Annotated in this window: 21 protein-coding genes; 14 read left to right on the forward strand and 7 right to left on the reverse strand. The window is 73.4% G+C overall.

Annotated elements, in window-relative coordinates; all coding sequences use genetic code 11:
• Positions 1 to 118 precede the first annotated feature (118 nt).
• The 4 genes from ACIO3R_RS06780 to ACIO3R_RS06795 all read left to right on the forward strand — a co-directional run bounded on the left by ACIO3R_RS06780 (position 119) and on the right by ACIO3R_RS06795 (position 3,890).
• The gene (locus tag ACIO3R_RS06780) at positions 119 to 763 is read left to right on the forward strand and encodes a class I SAM-dependent methyltransferase (protein WP_402103971.1); all 645 of its coding nucleotides are present in this window, start codon (positions 119 to 121) and stop codon (positions 761 to 763) included.
• A 41-nt stretch (positions 764 to 804) separates the two neighbouring features.
• Positions 805 to 1,749: an N-acetylmuramoyl-L-alanine amidase gene (locus tag ACIO3R_RS06785; RefSeq protein WP_385346408.1), complete on the forward strand. Its 945-nt coding sequence runs from the start codon at positions 805 to 807 to the stop codon at positions 1,747 to 1,749.
• Positions 1,750 to 1,970: 221 nt separating this feature from the next.
• Complete coding sequence (locus ACIO3R_RS06790; RefSeq protein ID WP_385040992.1) at positions 1,971 to 2,765, forward strand: hypothetical protein; 795 nt, start codon at positions 1,971 to 1,973, stop codon at positions 2,763 to 2,765.
• A 114-nt stretch (positions 2,766 to 2,879) separates the two neighbouring features.
• Positions 2,880 to 3,890, forward strand: a complete 1,011-nt coding sequence (locus ACIO3R_RS06795) for an LLM class F420-dependent oxidoreductase (RefSeq protein ID WP_385039364.1) — start codon at positions 2,880 to 2,882, stop codon at positions 3,888 to 3,890.
• On the opposite strand, the gene ACIO3R_RS06800 is transcribed toward ACIO3R_RS06795, so the two are convergent.
• The 3 genes from ACIO3R_RS06800 to ACIO3R_RS06810 form a co-directional block, all read right to left on the reverse strand.
• The gene (locus ACIO3R_RS06800) at positions 3,880 to 4,920 is read right to left on the reverse strand and encodes a PHP domain-containing protein (protein WP_385039367.1); all 1,041 of its coding nucleotides are present in this window, start codon (positions 4,918 to 4,920) and stop codon (positions 3,880 to 3,882) included. The genes ACIO3R_RS06795 and ACIO3R_RS06800 overlap by 11 nt on opposite strands.
• Positions 4,921 to 5,016: 96 nt before the next feature.
• Positions 5,017 to 5,796, reverse strand: a complete 780-nt coding sequence (locus ACIO3R_RS06805) for a maleylpyruvate isomerase family mycothiol-dependent enzyme (RefSeq protein ID WP_402103976.1) — start codon at positions 5,794 to 5,796, stop codon at positions 5,017 to 5,019.
• 40 nt (positions 5,797 to 5,836) lie between these two features.
• Positions 5,837 to 6,388: a hypothetical protein gene (locus ACIO3R_RS06810; protein WP_385039372.1), complete on the reverse strand. Its 552-nt coding sequence runs from the start codon at positions 6,386 to 6,388 to the stop codon at positions 5,837 to 5,839.
• Positions 6,389 to 6,555: 167 nt separating this feature from the next.
• Here ACIO3R_RS06810 and ACIO3R_RS06815 point away from each other — a divergent pair, with 167 nt between their 5' ends.
• On the forward strand, positions 6,556 to 6,846 hold the full coding sequence (locus tag ACIO3R_RS06815; RefSeq protein WP_385039375.1) for a hypothetical protein: 291 nt from the start codon (positions 6,556 to 6,558) through the stop codon (positions 6,844 to 6,846).
• An 18-nt stretch (positions 6,847 to 6,864) separates the two neighbouring features.
• Here the strand turns inward: ACIO3R_RS06815 and ACIO3R_RS06820 are convergent, their stop codons facing one another.
• The 3 genes from ACIO3R_RS06820 to ACIO3R_RS06830 form a co-directional block, all read right to left on the reverse strand.
• The gene (locus ACIO3R_RS06820) at positions 6,865 to 7,938 is read right to left on the reverse strand and encodes a prenyltransferase (protein ID WP_402103979.1); all 1,074 of its coding nucleotides are present in this window, start codon (positions 7,936 to 7,938) and stop codon (positions 6,865 to 6,867) included.
• On the reverse strand, positions 7,935 to 8,711 hold the full coding sequence (locus ACIO3R_RS06825) for a methyltransferase domain-containing protein (RefSeq protein ID WP_385039380.1): 777 nt from the start codon (positions 8,709 to 8,711) through the stop codon (positions 7,935 to 7,937). Before ACIO3R_RS06825 ends, ACIO3R_RS06820 begins: the two co-directional genes overlap by 4 nt.
• A gap of 69 nt (positions 8,712 to 8,780) precedes the next feature.
• Positions 8,781 to 10,121 carry a glycosyltransferase family 4 protein gene (locus ACIO3R_RS06830; protein WP_402103982.1) on the reverse strand — a complete coding sequence of 447 codons (1,341 nt, stop codon included), beginning with the start codon at positions 10,119 to 10,121 and terminating at the stop codon, positions 8,781 to 8,783.
• Between the two features lie 230 nt (positions 10,122 to 10,351).
• Here ACIO3R_RS06830 and ACIO3R_RS06835 point away from each other — a divergent pair, with 230 nt between their 5' ends.
• The 7 genes from ACIO3R_RS06835 (at position 10,352) to ACIO3R_RS06865 (ending at position 16,923) form a co-directional block, all read left to right on the forward strand.
• Entirely contained in the window at positions 10,352 to 10,963 is a 612-nt protein-coding gene (locus ACIO3R_RS06835; protein ID WP_362958820.1) for a TetR family transcriptional regulator, read from the forward strand.
• A gap of 153 nt (positions 10,964 to 11,116) precedes the next feature.
• Positions 11,117 to 12,415 carry a substrate-binding domain-containing protein gene (locus tag ACIO3R_RS06840; protein WP_402103985.1) on the forward strand — a complete coding sequence of 433 codons (1,299 nt, stop codon included), beginning with the start codon at positions 11,117 to 11,119 and terminating at the stop codon, positions 12,413 to 12,415.
• A gap of 3 nt (positions 12,416 to 12,418) precedes the next feature.
• On the forward strand, positions 12,419 to 13,210 hold the full coding sequence (locus ACIO3R_RS06845) for an ABC transporter ATP-binding protein (RefSeq protein ID WP_402103988.1): 792 nt from the start codon (positions 12,419 to 12,421) through the stop codon (positions 13,208 to 13,210).
• Positions 13,207 to 13,953 (forward strand): ABC transporter ATP-binding protein, encoded by a 747-nt coding sequence (locus ACIO3R_RS06850; RefSeq protein ID WP_402103991.1) that lies wholly within the window; start codon positions 13,207 to 13,209, stop codon positions 13,951 to 13,953. The genes ACIO3R_RS06845 and ACIO3R_RS06850 overlap by 4 nt, the downstream gene beginning before the upstream one ends.
• Positions 13,953 to 14,840 carry a branched-chain amino acid ABC transporter permease gene (locus ACIO3R_RS06855; protein ID WP_385039395.1) on the forward strand — a complete coding sequence of 296 codons (888 nt, stop codon included), beginning with the start codon at positions 13,953 to 13,955 and terminating at the stop codon, positions 14,838 to 14,840. The genes ACIO3R_RS06850 and ACIO3R_RS06855 overlap by 1 nt, the downstream gene beginning before the upstream one ends.
• A complete protein-coding gene (locus ACIO3R_RS06860; protein WP_385039398.1) occupies positions 14,837 to 15,979 on the forward strand; it encodes a branched-chain amino acid ABC transporter permease in 1,143 nt (380 codons plus the stop codon). Before ACIO3R_RS06855 ends, ACIO3R_RS06860 begins: the two co-directional genes overlap by 4 nt.
• The gene (locus ACIO3R_RS06865) at positions 15,976 to 16,923 is read left to right on the forward strand and encodes an alpha/beta fold hydrolase (RefSeq protein WP_402103994.1); all 948 of its coding nucleotides are present in this window, start codon (positions 15,976 to 15,978) and stop codon (positions 16,921 to 16,923) included. Before ACIO3R_RS06860 ends, ACIO3R_RS06865 begins: the two co-directional genes overlap by 4 nt.
• On the opposite strand, the gene ACIO3R_RS06870 is transcribed toward ACIO3R_RS06865, so the two are convergent.
• A complete protein-coding gene (locus ACIO3R_RS06870; protein ID WP_402103997.1) occupies positions 16,876 to 18,336 on the reverse strand; it encodes a PHB depolymerase family esterase in 1,461 nt (486 codons plus the stop codon). The two genes, ACIO3R_RS06865 and ACIO3R_RS06870, sit on opposite strands and share 48 nt — an antisense overlap.
• Before the next feature lie 256 nt (positions 18,337 to 18,592).
• On the opposite strand from ACIO3R_RS06870, the gene ACIO3R_RS06875 reads away from it, so the two are divergent.
• Positions 18,593 to 19,414: a 3-hydroxybutyrate dehydrogenase gene (locus ACIO3R_RS06875; protein WP_402104000.1), complete on the forward strand. Its 822-nt coding sequence runs from the start codon at positions 18,593 to 18,595 to the stop codon at positions 19,412 to 19,414.
• Positions 19,415 to 19,450: 36 nt separating this feature from the next.
• Positions 19,451 to 21,427, forward strand: coding sequence for a helix-turn-helix domain-containing protein (locus ACIO3R_RS06880; protein ID WP_402104002.1), 1,977 nt, complete (start codon positions 19,451 to 19,453; stop codon positions 21,425 to 21,427).
• The last annotated feature ends 40 nt before the right edge of the window (positions 21,428 to 21,467 follow it).

Below are 21,467 nucleotides of genomic sequence, written 5' to 3' on the forward strand. Positions count from 1 at the left end.
AGGCATTCCCCCGCGGCCCGGACACACCCCCGCGCGCGCCCCCGGCCCGGACGTGCGGCACGATGGGGCGCCGTCGACATGCCCCGTCCCCGCATCCCGCCCCATCAGGAGGAACCCCGTGGCCGCCGAGCCCCAGCCGGAGATTCTTGCCGCGTTCCAGGCCGCCAAGGGCTTCATGCCGGTGGTGGAGGGGCTGGCGCTGTACGCGGCCGCCACCGAGGCCGCCGCGCTCGGGCTGCCGCTGCTGGAGGTGGGCACGTACTGCGGGCGCTCCACCCTCCTGCTCGCCGACGCCGCCCGTGCCGCCGGGGCAACGGCCCTCACCGTCGACCACCACCGGGGCAGCGAGGAGCAGCAGCCCGGCTGGGAGTACCACGATCCGACCGTGGTGGACCCGGAGGTCGGCCGGATGGACACGCTGCCCACCTTCCGCCGGACGCTGCACGCGGCCGGTCTGGAGGAGCACGTGGTGGCGCTCGTGGGGCGCTCCCCGCAGGTCGCGGCCGTCTGGGGCGGGCCGCTCGGCCTGGTCTTCATCGACGGCGGGCACACCGACGAGCACGCGAACGGCGACTACGAGGGCTGGGCGCCGCATGTCGCAGAGGGCGGGCTGCTCGCGATCCACGACGTGTTCCCCGACCCGGCGCACGGCGGCCAGGCCCCGTACCGGATCTATCTGCGGGCGCTGGCCTCCGGGGCGTTCACCGAGGTCTCGGTGACCGACTCGCTGCGCGTCCTGCGGCGTACCGGGCCCGGCGTCTGAGGCCTCCGGACGCCGGACGGGCTCCCGGATAGCATCGCCGGGTGCGTGACGACGAGAGCGTTCCCCCCACCCCGCGCCGCCCGGCCCTGTTCGCCGCCGCGACGCTGACCGTGCTGTGCCTGGGCGCCACCGGCTGCGGCGGCGGCGATGACACCGCGCAGGCCCGGCCAGGTCCGGCCGGCACCACGGCCACCGGACCGGCCCCCGCGCAGGCCTCCTCGCCGGCCCCGGCCTCCCCGTCGCCGGTGCGCAGCAGTCCGGCCGCCCCGCGGTCGCCCTCCCCGTCGGCGTCCGCGCCGGACGCCCCGTCCGGGCCCCTGTCGGGGAAGACGGTCGTCATCGACCCCGGGCACAATCCGCGCAACCACCTGCACACCGCCGAGATCGGCCGCCAGGTGGACATCGGCACCACGCACAAGGAGTGCGACACCACCGGAACCTCCACCAACTCCGGTTACGCGGAAGCCGAGTTCACCCTTGACGTGTCGCACCGGATGCGCGCACTGCTGCGAGCACAGGGCGCGAAGGTGGTGCTGACGCACGACGACGACCGGCCGTTCGGCCCGTGTGTCGACGAACGGGCCCGGATCGGCAACAAAGCCGGGGCCGATGCCGTCGTCTCGGTACACGCGGACGGATCGGCGGCCGGCAACCGGGGCTTCCATGTGATCCTTCCCGGCCCGGTGCGCGGCGGCGACGCAGACACCTCGGAGATCGTCGGCCCGTCGCGCGATCTCGGTACGCGTATCGCCGGACTCTTCGTCCGCGCTACCGGAAGTGCGCCTTCCAATTACATCGGCGGCAATACCGGACTGGACACCCGCAAGGATCTCGGCGGACTTAATTTGTCTACCGTGCCCAAAGTGTTCATCGAATGCGGCAATATGCGTGATCCGAAGGACGCGGCCCTGCTCACCAGTGCGAGCTGGCGCCAGAAGGCGGCGCAGGGGATCGCCGACGGCATCAGCAGCTACCTCAACGGGTAGTAAGAGGTGGTTCTGCGATGAATTCGGGAGGATGCCGGCCCAACGTCCGGACGGGGGCCACCACCCGACCGGGCAGACGATAGATTCATCCGTACGATGGGGAGCCGCCCCCGAGCTTCGCGCCGTGCCCGCCCGTACCGGTGGCAGCGACGACCGCCCCGACGAGACGACCGACTAAGGACCTTCACGTGAATATCCGCTCCCTCACTCGAGGCGATGGCGTGGTGATCGGAGCAGCGGTCGTGCTGTTCATCGCCTCTTTCCTCGACTACTTCTCCTATGGGAACTCCAGCATTGACGCGCCGAACTCCTGGGATTCGCTGGGCAACGCGATCGGTGTCTACATGGTCGGGGTGGCCGGAGCCGCGCTGATCGTGCTCTCCCGTTCCCAGCCGCAGCCGCGCAAGGTCGCCGGTCTGGATCTCGCCCAGTTCGGCGTGGCCGCCACGGTGTTCACCGCGTGGAACCTGTTCTGGACGATCATCGACCTCGGCCAGATCGACGCCGGTGCCGGTCTGATCCTCGGCATGATCGCCGCTCTGGTGCTGGCCGCCGGCGCGGTCGCCTCCCCGCTGCTCCCCGCGCTCAAGGCCCCGCTCATGGGCGCCCCGAAGCCGCAGGCCGTGCACCCGCCGTACGGCGGCCAGCCGCAGCCCGGCCAGGGTTACGGCTACCCGGGCGCGCAGCAGCCGTCCTTCGGTGGTCAGCAGCCGGGCCAGCCGCAGCCGTACGGTGCCCAGCAGCCCGGTCAGCCCGAGCCGCAGCAGGCCGGTGCGCCGGCCCAGCAGACCCCGGCGGCCGGCGGTGCGCCGGCCGGTGAGTTCACCCCGTTCTGGTTCGCGGTTCCGGTGGCCCGCCCGCTGTACGGCGAGGACGGTTCGCCGTCCCCGATCGCCGAACTGGCCCCGGGTACCTGGTACCTGGCGGTCGAGCAGCGCGGTCCGGGCCTCATCGCCCAGACGCAGGACGGCCGTCGTGGCGTGCTCCAGGACACCACGGGCATCCAGCGCGGCTGACGACGCGGCGCGCGGACAACCGACAGCGGCCCCCCGCCCCTTCCGGGCGGGGGGCCGCTGTCGTACCCTCCGGCTATATCTGATGCATCGTCAGAAATGCTGGGAGGCACCGGAATGCGGCTCGGACTCGCTCTCGGATACTGGGGCCGCGGCCCGAACCCGGCCCATCTGGACCTCGCCCGCGAGGCGGAGGACCTGGGCTACGCGTCGGTGTGGACGGCCGAGGCCTGGGGTTCGGACGCCTTCACCCCGCTGACCTGGATCGCCGCCCACACCTCCCGGATCCGGCTGGGCACCGGCATCGCGCAGATGGCGGCGCGCACCCCGACCGCGACCGCCATGCACGCCCTGACGCTCGATCACCTCTCCGGCGGCCGGATGATGCTGGGCCTCGGGCTCTCCGGTCCACAGGTCGTCGAGGGCTGGTACGGGCGGCCGTTCCCCCGCAGCCCGCTGACCGCGACCCGGGAGTACGTCGACGTGGTGCGCCAAGTGCTCAGCCGCGAGGCACCTGTTGAGCTGGACGGCCGGTTCCACTCGCACCCGTACAACGGTCCGGACGCCACCGGGCTCGGCAAACCGCTGAAGCCGATCACCCATCCGCTGCGGGCGGACCTCCCGGTGCTGCTCGGCGCGGAGGGGCCGAAGAACATCGCGCAGACCACCCGGATCGCGGACGGCTGGCTGCCGCTGTACTGGTCGCCGATGCGCGCCGACGTGTACGAGACCTCGCTCACCGGCCTCCGCGAAGGGTTCATGATCGCGCCGATGGCCCGTGCGCAGGTCTGCGACGACGTCGCGGAGGGACTGCTGCCGGTGAAGGCGATGCTCGGCTTCTACATCGGCGGCATGGGCGCCGCCGCCCGCAACTTCCACGCGGACCTGATGGCGCGGATGGGGTTCGGGGAGGAGGCCCGGCGGATTCAGCGGCTCTTCCTGGAGGGGCGCAAGGAGGAGGCCGTCCTCGCCGTGCCGGACGCGTTCGCCGATGAGATCTCGCTGGTCGGCCCCCGCGAACGGATCGCGGAACGGCTGGAGTTGTGGCGCAAGGGGCCGGTCACCGACCTCCTGGTGACGGCCCCCGACCCGCACACCCTGCGGGTGCTGGCGGAGCTCAACCAGTAGCGCCCGCGGGAAGCCGTCCCTCCCGCGTCCAGGCCGTCAGCTCGTCGGCCGTCCACGTCGTGACGACGCGTTCCGCCGGGACCCCGCACTCCTCTGCACGGGCGCAGCCGTGGATCTGCCAGTCCAGCTGTCCGGGCGCGTGCGCGTCGGTGTCGACGGCGAAGAGCGTGCCCGCCTCGACGGCCCGGCGCAGCAGCCGCCTGGGCGGGTCCAGCCGCTCGGGTCTGCTGTTGATCTCCACGGCCGTGCCCGCCTCCGCGCAGGCGGCGAAGACCTCGTCCGCGTCGAACTGCGACTCGGGCCGGCCCCGGCCGGTGATCAGCCGCCCTGTGCAGTGGCCGAGGACGTTCGCCCGCGGATGGCGGACGGCCGCGAGGAGGCGCCGGGTCATCGGTCCCGGGTCCATCCGCAGCTTGGAGTGGACGGACACCACCACCAGGTCAAGCTGTTCCAGCAGCTCGTCCTCCTGGTCGAGGGTGCCGTCGAGATTGATGTCGCACTCGATGCCGGTCAGCAGCCTGAACGGGGCCCACTGCTCGTTGAGTTCGGCCACCTCGGCCAGTTGCCGGCGCAGCCGCCGGGGCGAGAGTCCGTTGGCCACGGTCAGTCGGGGCGAGTGGTCGGTGAGCACCGCCCAGTCGTGGCCGAGCTCGGCGGCCGTGCGGCCCATCTCCTCGATCGGGCTGCCGCCGTCCGACCAGTCGGAGTGCAGGTGGCAGTCGCCGCGCAGCAGCGCGCGCAGCCGTTCACCGCCCTCGGCGAGCGGCCCGCTCTCCTCGGCCTCGGTCTCCAGCCGCTCCAGATACGCGGGCGCCTGCCCGGCCACGGCCTCGCGGACGACCTGCGCGGTCCGGGGGCCGATGCCCTTGACGCGCTCCAGCGAGCCGTTCGTCACCCGCTGGACGGCCTCGCCCTCGCCCATCGCGGCGACGGTGCGGGCGGCCGTGCGGAAGGCCTGGACGCGGTAGGTGTCGCCCCCGCCGCGCTCCAGCAGGAAGGCGATCCGCTCCAGGGCCCGGACCGGGTCCATCGGCACCTCCTCGCCGGACGGGACGGGCTGCCGTTCCAGCTTGGCCCAGCGGCGCCCGCCCCGCACACCGGCCGGAGCCGTCGCGGCCCCCGCCCGTCAGCCGAAGGACGACCGCGCCAGCCAGAAGTCCAGCAGCGCCGCGTCGCCCAGGACCTCCACCCGGTCGCTGTCCGGGGCGAGGCGGCGGTTGAAGACCAGCATCAGATCGGTGAGCGGCCCGCGCAGCGCCACGGTCGCCTTCTCGTGCGCGCGGCGCCAGGTGAAGCCGTCCTCGCCGAACTCGATCAGCCATTCGGCGCCGGGGGTGTCGGTGGCGTGCAGATGGATGGAGCGCCCGGCGCCGCGCAGCTCCGCCGCCTCCCGGTCGTCCCCGGCGGCCTGGGCGAACGCGACGATCTCCAGCCATTCGTCGATGGTGTCCGCGGCCAGGTCGGCGGCCATCGCATAGGGCACCTTCGCGGTCAGGGCCGCGTCCGCCTGGTGGACGACCGTCTCGATCGCCATGCGGCGGGCCCAGAACCCGGTGCTGTTGTCCCGGAACCAGGACCACACCTTCAGCCCGGGTCCCGCCTCCCGCAGCGCCCCGGCGGTCAGCGTCGCGCCCTCCGCCAGCCAGGCGTCCAGCACGGCGGGGTCGTCGCCGTCGGGGGTGAAGTGCGGCACCTTCTCCTCCGGGACCGCCTCGGTGGCCCGGGTGCGCACGATCTCGGCGGCCCAGCGGTGGGCGCCGCCGACGTGGACGGCGAGGTCGCGCAGGGTCCACTCGGGGCAGGTCGGCACGGTCGCGTCGAGGTCCGCGCCGCGCACGGCTGCCCTCAACGCCTCGGTCCTCAGGACGATTTCGTCGCAGTAGCGCTCATGGGGAAGAAGGCTCATGCCCGCACCCTAATCGGGGCCTGAGCCGTCCCCCCACGGGTTATCCGCCGAGCTGCGAGGTGGACGGCACCTTGTCCTTCACCTCGGCGCCCGCGCTCTTCCCGGCGTCCTTGATGCCGCTGATGACGCTCTCGAAGGCGCCGATGTCGCCTCCGCCCGCCTCGCCCTTGCTGAGCTTGCCGGCGAGGCCCTTGAGGGAGGCGATGCCCGCGGTCAGCGGGGCGACTGCCTTCGAGAGGAGCGGGTCGCCCTTGGCGTTGTCGGCGGCGGCCTTGAGCCGGTTGTAGGCGAAGCCGCCCGCGAGTCCGGCCTTGACGAGCGCGAAGGTCCGGCCGTCCGCGCCCTTCTTGAACTTGCCGGCGCGGTACGGCTTGACGACCCACTGGTACGTGGCGCCCGCGGCCAGCCCCGCGTTGGTGACGAAACGGGTCTTGGCGAACTTCTGCGCCTCGGCGGACGACGTGCCGGAGGGGGACGCCGAACTGCTCGCGGAGCTGTCGCCGTCACCGCCGCACGCGGTGGCGCCCACCAGCACGGTGCAGGACAGCAGCAGCGCCACCACCAGGCGGCGGAGCGGTACGGAACGGGGCACGGCGGGCCTCCCTGACCGGGCACGTCACGACGGGGCGCCGGGGCCCGGCACTCCCCCGCCAGGCTTGCCCCGGCCCGGACGGTCCGCCACCCGGGTACGCCGTCCGGGTACGCCGTCCGGGTACGCCGTCCGGGTTTCACCCGGCGGAAACCGGCAACCCGGTGTCCATGGCGTACAGAAGAGGCAACGGAAGCAGCACCGCCGCGCGTGTCATAGCCGTCGTGGCCGACATCATGGCCTTCATCATCGGCCTGTGGATTCTGATGTACCTGCTCGATGCCAACCGGGGCAATGACCTGGTCGAATTCGTGCGGCACACGGCACGCTGGCTCGCGGGCTGGTCCTACGACCTGTTCACGTTCGACAGGACGTGGGCCAATGTCGTCGCCGGATACGGCCTCGCCGCGGTCGTGTACCTGTTCATCGGGCACGCGGTGGCCGGCCGGATCCGACGCTGAGGAAGCCCGGTCGGGACGTCAGCCGCAGCAGTCCGGCTCCAGCCCCTTCGGCAGCCGTTCACCGCTGAAGACCGCGGTGGTCGCCTCGTCCCCACCGAGCGCGGCCACCGCCAGCAGCAGCGAACCGGCGGTCCAGGCCGTGCGCTCCTCCGGCCAGAACGCCCGGTTGCCCTCGAAGACGTACCCCGTCCAGTACATCCCGTCCCCGGCCCGCAGGTGCTGGATGGACTGCAGGACCTCCAGGGCCCGGTCGGACTCGCCCATCACCCAGAGCGCCAGGGCGAGTTCGCAGCTCTCGCCGCCCGTCACCCACGGGTTGGGCAGCACGCAGCGCACCCCGAGGTCCGGGACGACGAAGCGGTCCCAGCCCTCCGCGATCCGCTTGGTGGCCGCCGGTCCGTCGAGCGCGCCGCCGAGGACCGGGTAGTACCAGTCCATCGAGTACTGGCTCTTGTCCAGGAAGCGTTCCGGATGGCTGCGGATCGCGTGGGCGAGTGCGCCGGTGGCCAGCTCCCAGTCGGGCTGGGGCTCCTCGCGGCGTTCCGCGATGGCCAGCGCGCAGCGCAGCGCCTGGTGGACGGAGGAGGAGCCGGTCAGCAGCGCGTCCTGGACCGGGGTGCCGTCGGCCTCCCGCTTCCAGCCGATCTGGCCGCCGGGCTGCTGGAGCCTCAGCACGAACTCGACGGCGGCGAAGACGGTGGGCCACATCCGGTCGACGAACGCGTCGTCGCCGGTGGCCAGGTAGTGGTGCCAGACGCCGACGGCCACGTACGCGCAGAAGTTGGTCTCCTGACCGCGGTCGGTCGGCTGCCGCGGGTCGCCGTCGTGGTAGGCGGCGTACCAGGAGCCGTCACCGTTCTGGTTGCGGGCGAGCCACTCGTAGGCGCGTGCGGCGGCGTCGTGCTCCCCGGCGGCGTCCAGGGCCATGGCGGCCTCCGTGTGGTCCCACGGGTCGAGGTGGTGCCCGCGGAACCAGGGCAGCGCGCCGTTCTCGCACTGCACGGCGAGCAGCGCGGCGACGGTCTCGGTCGCCTGCCCGGCGGTGAGCACTCCGGGCAGCACAAGGTGTTCGGTCCGCTCGGGAAGTGTCACGCCTCGGCCTTGGCGGAGTCGTCGGCCTTCGCCGGGGTGTCGGTGGCCGGGACGGCGGGCAGGTGCGGCTTGGTCGCGTAGGCGACGAAGCTCTTGCCGACGACGGGGTTGAGCAGTTGCTCGGCGACCCGGGTGGCCATCGGCTTCTTCATGATGTCCCAGACCAGCAGCTTGTGGTACGCCCGCACCGGCAGTGCCTTGTCGTTGTCGACGCCGAACGCGCACTTGAGCCACCAGTACGGCGAGTGCAGCGCGTGCGCGTGGTGGGTGCCGTACGGCTTGAGGCCGGCGCCGCGCATCCGGGCGAGGAGCTCCTGCGCCCGGTAGATGCGGATGTGGCCGCCCTCGACCTCGTGGTAGGCGTCGGAGAGCGTCCAGCAGACCTTCTCGGGGCCGTAGCGCGGCACCGTGACCGCGATCCGGCCGCCGGGCCTGAGCACCCGGACCATCTCGGCGAGCACGCCCTTGTCGTCGGGGATGTGCTCCATCACCTCGGAGATGATCACGACGTCGAAGGACTCGTCGGGGAACGGCAGGTTGAGCGCGTCGCCCTCCATCGCGGTGGCGGTGGCGCCCTCCGGGGCCTCCCCTGCCTCCTTCATCGCGGCGAACCACTTCGCGACCTCGCGGATCTCCTCACCGTTCCGGTCGAGAGCCACCACCTGGGCGCCGCGCCGGTAGCACTCGAAGGCATGGCGTCCGGCGCCGCAGCCCAGGTCGAGCACTCGGTCGCCTGCGGCGAGCGGGAAGCGGGTGAAGTCCACGGTCAGCACGAATGCCTGCTTTCGCGGTCGGGGGTTCGAAGGGGGCGGGAGAACGGAGACGTCAGGGGTGGGGCGGTGTCACCGACGGCCGTCGGGTCCGGTGGCGGCGCGGGCGGCGATGGCCTCCCGGTAGCGGGCGGCGGTACCGATCGCCGCCTGCTTCCAGGTGAACCGGGCGAGGACCCGCGCGCGGCCCGCCGCCCCGAGCCGCTCGCGCAGCGCGGCGTCACCGAGCAGCCGGCCGAGCGCGTCGGCCAGGGCCCCGGCGTCGGCGGGCGGCACCGCGAGACAGGTCTCGCCGTCCGGTCCCGCGACCTCGGGGATCGCGCCGCCGGTGGTGGCGACGAGCGGGGTGCCGGTGGCCATGGCCTCGGCGGCGGGCAGCGAGAAGCCCTCGTACAGCGAGGGGACGCAGGCGATCTGGGCGCCGCGCACCAGGTCGACGAGTTCGGCGTCGCTGATGCCCTTGACGAACTCGACGGCGTCCCCGAGCCCGTGCCGCTCTATGGTCTGCGCGACCGGCCCGTCCTCGGCCCGCCGGCCGACGACCACGAGGTGCGCCGCGGGGTTCTCGGCACGGAGTACGGCGAGCGCCTCGACGAGGTGGACGAGGCCCTTGAGCGGTACGTCGGCGCTGGAGGTGGTGACGATCCGGCCCTCGACCTCCTCGACGGCGGGGTCGGGCGACCACAGGTCGGTGTCGGCGCCGATGTGCACGACGTGGACGCGGCCGGCGCTCACCCCGAGGTGCTCGACGATCTCCTGCTTGGAGGAGCCGGAGACGGTGAGCACGGACGGCAGCCGGCGCGCGACCCGCTTCTGCATACGCGTGAAGGCGTACCAGCGGCGTACGGAGACGCGGCGGCGGCGGGTCGGGGCGGCGTCCAGGTCGAGTTGCCGGTCGACGGTGATGGGGTGGTGGATCGTGGTGACGAGGGGCGCGCCGAGGTCGCCGAGGAGCCCGTAGCCGAGTGTCTGGTTGTCGTGGATGACGTCGAACTCGCCGCGCCGGGCGGCGAGATGGCGCCGGGCCCGCAGGCTGAAGGTGAGGGGTTCGGGGAAGCCGCCGGTCCACATGGTGGCGACCTCCGCGGCGTCGATCCAGTCCCGGTACTCGCCGCGCCCCGGTGTGCGGAACGGGTCGGGGTGCCGGTAGAGGTCCAGGCTGGGCAGCTCGGTGAGCGGGACGCCCTCGTCGAGCACGGGGTAGGGCTGGGCGCCGATGACCTCGACGCTGTGGCCGAGGCGGGCGAGCTCGCGGGCGAGGTGGCGGACGTAGACGCCCTGGCCGCCGCAGAAGGGATTGCCCTTGTAGGTGAGGAGGGCGATGCGCAACGGCCGCTCGCCGTCGGGCCCTGCCTCCGTGTCCGACGTACCGACGCCCGTGCGGGGGCCCGACTCTATGGCCTCAGCGGTCACACTCGGCCCCCTTCTCACTGCGTGTTCGCCGGAGCGTAACCGCTCGCGCTAATCTAGAACAAGTTATAGACCGGATCGTTCAATGAGCTACGAATCTACCGGCAGGTAGCGTCGGTGCAACGGCCGGATCAGGTGATTCGCGCCACGACACACACCCTGGCATGCTGTGCGCCGCCGGACCGGCCGCCGCGTCCTCGCGGTCGCGGTCAGAAGCCACGGGGATGGGACACATGACAGCGGAAGCCAGACCGGCATCGCCGCCCCTGACGGAACGCCAGGAGGCCCGCCGCCGCCGCATCCTGCACGCCAGCGCGCAGCTCGCCAGCAGAGGCGGTTTCGAGGCCGTCCAGATGCGTGAGGTGGCGGAGGCCGCCGGGGTCGCGCTGGGCACCCTGTACCGCTACTTCCCGTCCAAGGTCCATCTGCTGGTCGCCACCATGCAGGACCAGCTCCAGCACATGCACGGCACCCTGCGCAAACGTCCGCCGGCCGGCGCCGACGCGGCGGACCGGGTCGCCGACACCCTGATGAGGGCGTTCCGGGCACTCCAGCGCGAACCGCACCTGGCGGACGCGATGGTGCGCGCGCTGACCTTCGCGGACCGCAGCGTGAGCCCCGAGGTGGACACCGTCTCGCGCCTCACGACGGCGATCATCCTGGACTCGATGGGACTTGAGCACCCGACGCCGGAGCAGCTCTCGGCCGTCCGGGTGATCGAGCACACCTGGCACTCCGCGCTCATCACCTGGCTGTCAGGCCGGGCGTCGATCGCCCAGGTGAAGATAGACATCGAGACGGTGTGCCGGCTGATCGACCTGACGGCCGAGGGCCCGGTCCGCTGACTCCCGCGGGGCCCCGCCCCGGCCGGGGTCCTGCCCATGTACGGCACCCACATGGGTCCCCCGTCAGGTGAGGTGCCCTGCACCATATCGACGACGGCACGGTGTTCATACGGTTCGGCGACATCACAGGAACTCGCCGAGGAGCCGGTCACCATGCGTCGCAGATCCAGCAGGGCCAGCAGGGCCAGCAGGACGAACGGAACCGTTGGAGCCGGCGGGGACACCCGCACCGCCCGGCCCACCGCCCTGTCCGCCGTCGCCGTACTGGCCGCCGCCGGCCTGCTGCTGACCGGGTGCAGCGCCGCCGGCAAGGCGGGCAGCGCCGACTCCGGGGCCGGGAAGTCCGGCAGCGGCTCGGCCGTGAAGGTCGGCCTGGTCTACTCCAGGACCGGGCTGCTCGCGGACTACGGCAAGCAGTACCGGGACGGCTTCATGGCGGGCCTGGACTACGCCACCCAGGGCACCGGCAAGGTCGCCGGCCACCGCGTCGAGGTCACCGAGCAGGACGACGCGGGCGACCCCGGCAAGGCCGTCTCGGCGGCGAAGAACCTGATCGGCAAGGGCTACAAGGTGCTGGCCGGCACCACCGACTCCGGCGTCGCCCTCCAGATGGCACCGCTCGCCGCCCAGAACAAGGTGCTGTTCATCAACGGCCCGGCCGCCACCGACGCGGTGACCGGGATCAACGGCTACACCTTCCGCTCGGGCCGCCAGTCCTACCAGGACATCCTCACGGCGGGGGCGATGCTCGGCGACGCCGAGGGCAAGAAGGTCACGGTGCTGGCCCAGGACTCCACGTTCGGCCAGGCGAACGTCGCCGCGGTGAAGGCGGTGCTCGGCGCGAAGGGCGCGAAGGTGGGCTCCGTACTGGCGCCGCCCAGCGCGACGGACCTGACGCCGTTCGCCCGGCAGGTGAAGGCGGGCGGGCCGGATCTGGTCTTCGTGGCCTGGGCCGGTTCCACCGCACCGGCGCTGTGGACCGCGCTGGACCAGCAGGGCGTGCTGGGCGCGGCCAAGGTCGTCACCGGGCTCGCCGGGACGGCCTCGTACCCGGTCTTCGGGACGGCCGGCGCCAAGGTGTCGTTCCTCGCCCACTACTTCCCCGGCGCGGGCGGCGGCAACGCCGCGGAGAAGGCCATGCTCGACTCGGTGACGAAGGCGGGCGGCACCCCCGACCTGTTCACCCCGGACGGCTTCACCGCGGCCCAGATGATCGTGCACGCCGTGGCAGAGGGCAGCGCCACGGACCCGGCCGCGATGGTGAAGGCCCTGGAGGGCTGGACCTTCGACGGGGTGAAGGGCAGGACGCGGGTCCGGGCCGAGGACCACGCCCTGGTGCAGCCGATGTTCGTGGCCCGGCTGACCGGCAAGGGCGCCGCCGCGAAGCCGGTGCTGCTGGACACCGAGCCGATGGACGCCGTGGCGCCGCCCGTGAAGCCCTCGGCGGGCTGAACCATGACCGCACCGCACACCCTCGGGCGCCGGGACGGCCGGGCACGGTCCGCGGCCCCCGTGCTCCGGCTGGACGGACTCGGCTGGAGCATCGGTGGCGCGACCATCCTCCAGGACATCACGCTCGGCGTCCGCGAGGGCGAGTTCCTCGCCTTCATCGGCCCCAACGGGGCGGGGAAGACCTCCCTGTTCAACCTCATCAGCGGCACTGCCATGCCGACCGCCGGCACGGTCACGCTGGACGGCGCCGATATCACCGGCCGGCCCGCGCACGTGCGGGCCCGGCGCGGGATCGGCCGCACGTTCCAGACGTCCAGCCTCTGGCCCGCCATGACCGTGGCCGACCACGTCCGGCTGGCGGCGCAGGCCGCACGGGGCGGCTCGTACCGGCTCTGGCGGCGCGCCGACCCGTACACCGCGGAGGTGGCCTCCGTACTGGAGCGCACCGGTCTCGGCCACCGGGCCGGGGCGACGGCGGCCGAGCTGTCGCACGGCGAGAAGCGGAAGCTGGAGCTGGCCGTGCTGCTGGTGGGCGAGCCCCGGCTGATGCTGCTCGACGAGCCGATGGCCGGGGTGAGCGCGGAGGAGGTCCCGGCGCTGACCGAGCTGATCCGCAGCCTGCACCGGGACGAGGGGCGCACCGTCCTGATGGTCGAGCACCACATGGACGTGCTCCTGGGCCTGGCCGACCGGCTCGCGGTGATGCATCACGGCCGGCTGCTGGCCCTGGACACCCCGGAGGCCGTCACCGCCGATCCGACCGTGCAACAGGCCTACCTCGGGGAGGGGTTGTGAGCGAGCGGGTCCTGCTCGCCGTACGGGACCTGCGGGTCCTGATCGGCGGCAGGCACATTCTGCACGGCGTCGACCTGGACGTCGCCGCCCACGGCGTGACCGCGCTGCTGGGGCGCAACGGCGCCGGGAAGACCACGACCGTACGGGGCGTCCTGGGCCTCGTCCCGCGCAGCGGCAGTGTGCTGCTGGACGGCGAGGAGACCGTGGCCCTGCCCACCCACGCCGTGGTCCGGCGGGGTGTGGGGTACGCCCCCGAGGACCGGGGCGTCTTCGCCGGGCTGACCGTGGCGGAGAACCTGCGCCTGGCGGAACGGCGCGGCGCGGGCGGCCCCGACTACCCCCTGGTGCATGAACTCTTCCCCGAACTCAAGCAGCGGGCACGGCAGTTGGCTGGAACTCTCTCTGGCGGGCAGCAGCAGATGGTCGCCATCGGCCGCACCCTGCTCAACGCCAACCGGCTGATCATCGCGGACGAGCCCACCAAGGGCCTGGCACCGAAGGTGGTCACCGAGGTGGCGCAGGTGCTGGAGCGGGCCGCCGAGGCGGTGCCGGTGCTGCTCGTGGAGCAGAACCTCGCCGTCGTACGCCGGCTCGCCGAGCACTGCGTGGTCCTGGCCGACGGCCGGACCGCCCACCGCGGCCCGGCCGCCGCACTGCTCGGCGACCCGGAGGCGGCCCGCCGACTGCTCGGTGTGGGGCACGGCCCGGCCGCGGAAGCACTCTCCGTGGAGGCGGATTCCTGATGTCCACCCTCGTGCTGCTCACCATGACCGGACTCGGTCTGGGAGCCCTCTACTTCCTCATCGCGTCCGGACTCTCGCTGATCTTCGGCCTGATGGACGTGCTCAACTTCGCGCACGGGGCGCTGCTGTCCATCGGCGCGTACGGCACCTGGTGGGCGGCGTCCGGCCATCTGCCCGGCGCGGGACCCGGCGGGGCCGGCTTCGTCCTCGCGGTGCTGTTCGGCACGGCGGTGGGCGCCGCCGCCGCCGTGCTCCTCGAACTCGCCGTCGTCCGCCCGCTCTACACCCGGCCGCGCGAGCAGGTGCTCGCCACGGTCGGGGTGGGGCTCGCGGTGCCCGCGCTGCTGTCGGGGATCTGGGGTTCGGACGCCCGGACCTTCCCCGGCCCGGAGGCACTGTCCGGCACCTTCGGGCTGCTGGGCGCGCAGGTCCCGGTCAACCGGCTCGTCCTGGTGGCGGCGGCGGTCGTGGTCCTGGTGGCGCTGCGGCTCTTCCTCGGCCGGACCCGGCACGGCCTCGTCGTACGGGCGGGGGTCGAGGACCGGGCGATGGTCACCGCGCTCGGCATCGACGTCCGCAGGGCGTTCACCCTCGTCTTCGCGATCGGCGGGTGCGCGGCCGCACTCGGCGGGGCGCTCGGCGGGCTGTACTTCGGCTCGGTCGACCCCCGTCAGGGCACCTCGCTGCTGATCTTCGCGTTCGTCGTCGTGGTCACCGGCGGCATGGGTTCGGTGACCGGCGCCGCCGTGGCGTCCGTGGTCATCGGCCTGGTCCAGCAGTTCGCCAACTACTACACCGCGGCGGGTCTCGGCGATCTGGCGGTCGTCGTCCTGCTCGCCGCGCTGCTGCTGATCCGCCCGCGCGGACTGACGGGGAGGCTCGCGTGAGCACCGCCACCGAGACACACGACCGCACCGACGGCAGCCCCCGGGCCGCACCGGCTCCTCCCGGCCGGTCCCGGCGACTGCTGCGCTGGTGGCCCGCCGCCGTCCTGCTGGTCCTGGCCGTGGCGCCCTACAGCGCGCTGCCCGTGCCCGGGCTGCTGGACGGCCCGCTGGGCAGTGCGGGCAGCCTGCAACTCATCGCCACCTGCCTGCTGTTCGGCGCCCTGGCCACCGGGTACGACCTGCTGCTCGGCCGCACGGGGCTGCTCTCGTTCGGGCACGCCCTGTACTTCGCGGCGGGCAGCTACGCCACCAACGTGTTCCTGCTGGAGGCGGGGCTCCCGTTCGCGGCCGCCGCCGTCCTCGGGCTCTGCTTCGGGATCGCACTGGCCCTGGTCCTGGGGTCCGTGAGCCTGCGCGTCACCGGCATCGGCTTCTCCATGGTGACGCTGGCGTTCGCCCAGGCGGGCTCGATCCTGGTCGCCCGCAACCCCGGTGGCGTCACCGGCGGCGAGGAGGGCCGGGCGGCACCGGCGGACCTGCTGCCCTCCTGGCTCGTCGGCATCGACAACACCGCGAACCTCTACTGGATCGCGCTCGCCTACCTCGTCCTCACCCTGGCCGTCGTCCACCGGGCGGTCCGCTCCCCCACGGGACGCGTCTGGGAGGGCATCAAGGAGAACGAGCGCCGGGTGGAGGTGCTGGGGCTGAAACCGTACGGATTCAAGCTGACGGCCTTCGTCCTCGCGGGCGCGCTCGCCGCGCTCGGCGGCATCGTGCACCTGCTGCTGACCGGTGGTTCCACCCCGCAGACGACCACGTCCGACTTCACGCTGTCGCTGCTGGTGATGGTGGTGCTGGGCGGCTCAGGGACCCGCTGGGGCCCGATGGCCGGCGGCGTCCTCTACACCTGGGCCGACCACCGGCTCGGCGACCTGGCCGGCTCGGGCGCGGTCGCCGGTCTCCCGGCGGTGCTCCGCGTCCCGCTCTCCCAGCCGCTGTTCCTGCTGGGCGTGCTGTTCGTGGCCGTGGTACATCTGCTGCCGGGCGGACTGGCCCGGCTGCCGTCCAGACTGGCCGCGTCGCGCCGAAGCGGGCCCGCACAGGAGATCCCGCCCCGGAAGGAGAACGGAAACCCGTGATTCCGTACGAAGAGATCAAGGTCCCGGTCGCCGGGGGCGAGCTGGCGGCCGTGCGCTGGCCGGCCGGCGATCCGGCGGCGCCGGTGGTGGTGGCGCTGCACGGCATCACGGCCAACGCGCTCTCCTGGGGTCCGGTGGCCCGGCTGCTGGCCGGCCGCGTCACGCTGGTCGCGCCGGATCTGCGAGGCAGGGCGGGGAGTTCGGGGCTTCCCGGCCCGTACGGCATCGCCGCCCACGCGGACGACGTCGCCGCCCTGACCGAGTCGCTGGGCCCGGACCGGGTGGTGCTGGCGGGCCACTCGATGGGGGCGTTCGTGGCGGCGTTCGCCGCGGTACGGCACCCGGAGCGCTTCGGGCCGCTGCTGCTCGTCGACGGCGGCATCGGCTTCCCGGCGCCCGTGCACCTGTCGCCGGACGAGCTGATGACGGCGGTGATCGGTCCGGCGATGGACCGGCTGTCGATGACGTTCGCGGACCGGGCCGCCTACCGCGCCTTCTGGCAGGCGCACCCGGCGTTCGCGGGCGCCTGGTCGGACGAGGTGGACGCGTACATCCAGCGCGACCTGACGGGCACCGAACCAGCCCTGCGCTCGACGTGCCGGATCGAGGCGGTCCGCACGGACGGCATCGGCCTCTTCGACGAGGAGGTGCTCTCCGCGGTAAGGAGACTGCCGGTCGAGGCGACGCTGCTGTGGGCGGCGCGCGGCCTGATGGACGAGGAGCAGGGCCTGTACGACGAGAAGCGCCTCGCGGCGGCGGACCTGGCCGGGACCCGGCTGACGCCGGTGGCGGTGCGGGACGTGAACCACTACACGGTGCTCACGGGTGACCGGGGCGGGCGGGAGATCGCCGACCGCCTGGTGGCGTACGCGCGGCAGGGCGGCCGCCGTTCCGGATCAGCCGGTGCAGCCGCTGTCCGCGATCACGAAGTACCCCGCCGGTGACTCCTTGAGGGTGTGCGTGACGAAGACGTTGTAGAGGCCCATGTTCGCCTCCGAGCCGTTGGCGTAGACGTACCCGCCCGTGGTGCGGGCCCTGCCCGCCGCCACATGCGCGTAGTTGGTGGCGGTGAAGCACCGCGCGGTCGCGCCGCCCGTCGTGACCGCCGTCACCTGGGCGGACGTGGTGCCGGCCGTCCCCGATCCGTCGACCGCCGCCACGGTGTAGCGGTAGGTGGTGCCGGCGGTCAGGCCGGTGTCCGTGTACGCCGTACCGGCCGGGGACGCGACCTTCGTACCGTTGCGGAACACCGCGTACGAGGCGGCGCCCTCGACCGCGCTCCAGGACAGGGCCGCGGTGGTGTCGGTGACGCCGGTGACCGTCACGCCCGCCGGGGCCGGCAACCGGTCGCCGCCGCCCGGGGTGCCGCCTCCGTCGAGGCCCCAGAAGACGCCCGTGTAGTACGTCGAGCAGATCGTGTTCAGGAAGTACGCGGCCGCCGTCCCGCACTGCTCGGCGCCCGTACCCGGGCCCACGGGAAGGCCGTGGCCCATGCCGGAGACGGTGTACGTCTCCACGGCCGGCCGGCCCGCGGAGTCGTTGTAGACGGCGCGTGCGGTGTTGCCGGGGAGGGTGTCGGTGGACGACGGGGTCTGGCCGATGCCCCAGACGTCCGTCCACTGGTCGCGCAGGGCCGTGGCGTTGGCCGGGTAGACGGTGTAGTCGGCGGTGCCCTGCCAGATCGCCACCCGGGGCCACGGGCCGCCGTATCCGGGGTAGGCGCCGCGGACCTTGTCGCCCCACTGCGCGGGGGTGAGCTTCTGCGGGCCCGTCTGGCAGCCCGAGGCGGCCGCCTGGCTCGTCGCGCACTGCGCGGGCAGCCCCGAGGCCACCGCGCCGCCCGCGAACACGTCCGGGTAGGCGGCGAGCAGGTCCGCCGCCATGCCGCCGCCCGCCGAGAGGCCGGTGACGTACACCCGTTGGCCGTCGGAGCCGCGGCTCTGCTTCGCGTGCTCCACCATCTGCGCGATCGACGCGGCCTCGCCCTTGCCCCGGCTGTCCTCGGACGCGTCGAACCAGCCGAAGCAGGAGAGCGCGTTGTTCGCGGACGTGGTCTGCGGGAAGACGACGTCGAAGCCCCACTGGTCGGCGAACTTCGGCCAGCCGGAGTTGGTGTAGTACGCGTCGGCCGTCTGGGCGCAGCCGTGCAGGGCGACGACCAGGGGCGCGTTCGCGGGGAGACCGGCGGGGGTGTACTCGTACATCTGGAGGTTGCCGGGGTTGGAGCCGAAGCCGGTGACCTGCTGGAGGCCCCCGGCGGCAGTGGCGGGGGTCGTGGTCAGTGTGGCCGCGAGCAGGCCGAGGACGGCCGTGGACGCGACGCGGCGGAACAGGCGTCTCAGGATCGGTGGGCGCACGGGTGCCTCCCTGGTCGGTACGTGCGGGTACGGGCTGCTGCCGGAACCTATGAGCAGGGGCGCCGCACGCCCATGTGGCAGGCGGACACCCGTGGGTGCGGGGTGTGTGCGGCGGGTCCCTTGTGCGGGCCGCCCGCCGTGCGGCGGGGCCGCCCGCCGCCGCACCGCACCATGTACGCCGCCACCATGCCGGGGCGGGAGGGTGTGTGCACCGGCCCCGTGTGACACGGGCCGCCGCGTACCTACGGTGACGGCCATGGAGACTTCCCGCAGACCCGACCACGAGCCCCCCGCCCCCTCCCCGGGCGGCGGACCGACGCAGGTACCCGCAGTACCGTTCCTGGCCGGGCGGACCGCGCTGGTGACCGGTGCGGCGAGCGGGATCGGGCGGGCCTGCGCACAGGCGCTGGCGGCGGCCGGCGCCCATGTGCACGTCGTGGACAAGGCCGGTGAGGCCGCCAGGAGCCTGGCCGGGGAGATCGGCGGGACGGCCTGGGTGGTGGACCTGTCCGACCCCGGAGTCGTCGACACCCTGCCGGCCCACGCGGACGTGGTGGTCAACAACGCGGGGCTCCAGCACGTCGCCCCCGTCCACACGTTCCCGCCGGAGCGCTTCGCGCTGATCCAGCGCGTCATGGTGGAGACCCCGTTCCGCATCTTGCGCCGGACCCTGCCGGGCATGTACGAACGCGGCTGGGGGCGCGTGGTCAACATCTCGTCGGTGCACGGGCTGCGCGCGAGCCCGTACAAGTCGGCCTATGTGACGGCCAAGCACGCACTGGAGGGGCTGAGCAAGGTGGTGGCGCTCGAAGCGGCGGAGCACGGGGTGACGAGCAACTGCGTCAGCCCCGGTTACGTGCGCACCCCGCTGGTCGAGAACCAGATCGCCGACCAGGCCCGTACCCACGGCATCTCCGAGGAGGAGGTGGTGGGGCGGGTGATGCTGGAGCGCAGCGCGATCAAGCGGCTGATCGAACCGGCGGATGTCGCCGAGGCCGTCCTGTGGCTGTGCGGTCCGCGTACCGGCCACATCACCGGTACCTCGCTCTCGATGGACGGCGGCTGGACCGCCAACTGACCCCCTCGCCGTCCCTGTCTACGAACGCTGGCCGCCATGTCTGAACCGTCCCCCTCCGCCGCACCCCACCTCCGGCACCTCTTCGACCTGCTGGCCGACGACGCCCCCGCGGAGGCGCTGGGCGCGGTCCTCCCGACGGCGCGGGCCGACGGGGTGGCGGAGGGCGAGCTGGCCGAGGTGGAGCGGGCCACCGCCGTCGCGCTGCGGATCAGGGGCGCCCTGCGCCAGCACCGGCGCCGCGAACTCCAGCTGACCGCGCTCTTCGACACGGCGGGCGACCTGGCGGCCTCCCGCGACCTGGACGACGTGCTGAAGGCGATCGTGCGGCGGGCCAGGATGCTGCTGGGGACGGACACGGCCTACCTCACGCTCCCGGACGAGGAGGCTGGCGACACCTACATGCGGGTGACCGACGGATCGGTGTCGCTGCTTTTCCAGCGGCTGCGCCTCGAACTCGGCGAGGGCCTCGGCGGTCTCGTGGCGCAGACGGCGAGCCCGTACGCGACCCCCGACTACCGCACCGACGAGCGCTTCCGCCACACCCACAACATCAACGCCGGGGTCCTGGACGAGGGGCTGGTCGCCATTCTGGGCGTGCCGCTGCTGCTCGGCTCCAGCCGCGGGGGCACGGGGAAGGTGATCGGCGTCCTCTTCGCGGCGGACCGGGCGCCCCGGGTCTTCAGCCCCGACGAGGTCGCCCTGCTGTGCTCGCTGGCCGCCCACGCCGCGATCGCCATCGACACCGCCCGCGCCCTGGCCGACACCACCTCGGCCCTCGCCGAACTGGCCGCGGCGAACGCCGAGCTGGCCGAGGCCAACGCCTCCGTACGGGCCCACTCCGCGGCCATGCGGCGGGCCGAGGAGTCGCACGACCGGCTGACGGACCTGGTGCTGCGCGGCCGGGACGTCAAGGACGTGGCGGCGGCCGTCGCCGGACTGCTCGACTCCCCGCTGACCATCCACGACCCGGGCGGGCGCCCGCTGGCGGCGGTCCGCCCGGACGGTACGGGCTTCGCCGCCGACAGCATGGACGCCGGCTGGCTCGCGGAGGCGGCAGAGGAGTCCCGTACGGGGGCCCGCGCCGTGCACCGCGACGGGAGGGTGGTCTGCGCGGTGCTCGCCGGGCAGGAGCTGCTCGCCGGTCTGGTGCTGCACCGGAGCCGGCGGCTGGACGACTCCGACCGGCGGCTGTTCGAGCGGTCGGCGGTGGTCACCGGGCTCCTTCTGCTGCTGCGGCGCACGGTGGCCGAGACGGAGAACCGCATCCGCGGCGAACTGATCGCCGACCTGCTGACGGACAGCGGCCGCGACCCGGCGGGCCTCGCGGAGCGCGGCCGCCGGCTGGGCATCGACCTGGACCGCCCGCATCTGCTGCTGGTCGCGGAGACCGGCGCGCGGGAGCGGCTGGCCCCGGCCGCGATGCGCTATCTGTTCGGCGGGGACATCCACGGCGTGAGCGCCGAACACGCGGGCGGGGTCGTGCTGTTGATCGAGGCGGACGGCTCCGGCCCGGCGGCCGGGACCGTGGCCCGCTCTGCGGCGGCCCAGCTCGGCCAGTTGGCGCAGGGCCCGGTCACCGTCGCCGCCGCGGGCCCGGCCCGGGGCCCGCGGGAGCTGGCCGCCGCGTACGCGGAGGCGGCGCGCTGCCTGCGGGCGATGCGGGTGCTGGGGCGTACGGGCGAGGGCGCGTGCGTGGACGAACTGGGCTTCCTGGGCGTGGTGCTGGGCAACGGGCAGGACGTCGGCGGCTTCGTGTCGGCGACGCTGGGGCCGCTGCTGGAGTACGACGCCCAGCGCGGCACCCACCTGGTGCGAACGCTCGGCGCGTACTTCGGCGCGGGCGGCAGCCTGATCCGGGCCAAGGACGAGCTGCACGTACACGTCAACACGGTGGTGCAGCGGCTGGACCGGATACAGGTGCTGCTGGGACGGGACTGGAACGAGCCGGACCGCGCCCTGGAACTGCAACTGGCACTGCGCCTGCACCTGCTGTCGGGGGTCCCGGAACGCTGACGGTGCGGCCGCGGCGTGTTCCGTCCGTCCTGCTCTCTGC

This window comes from Streptomyces sp. NPDC087428 (assembly GCF_044744085.1).
Lineage (GTDB): Bacteria > Actinomycetota > Actinomycetes > Streptomycetales > Streptomycetaceae > Streptomyces.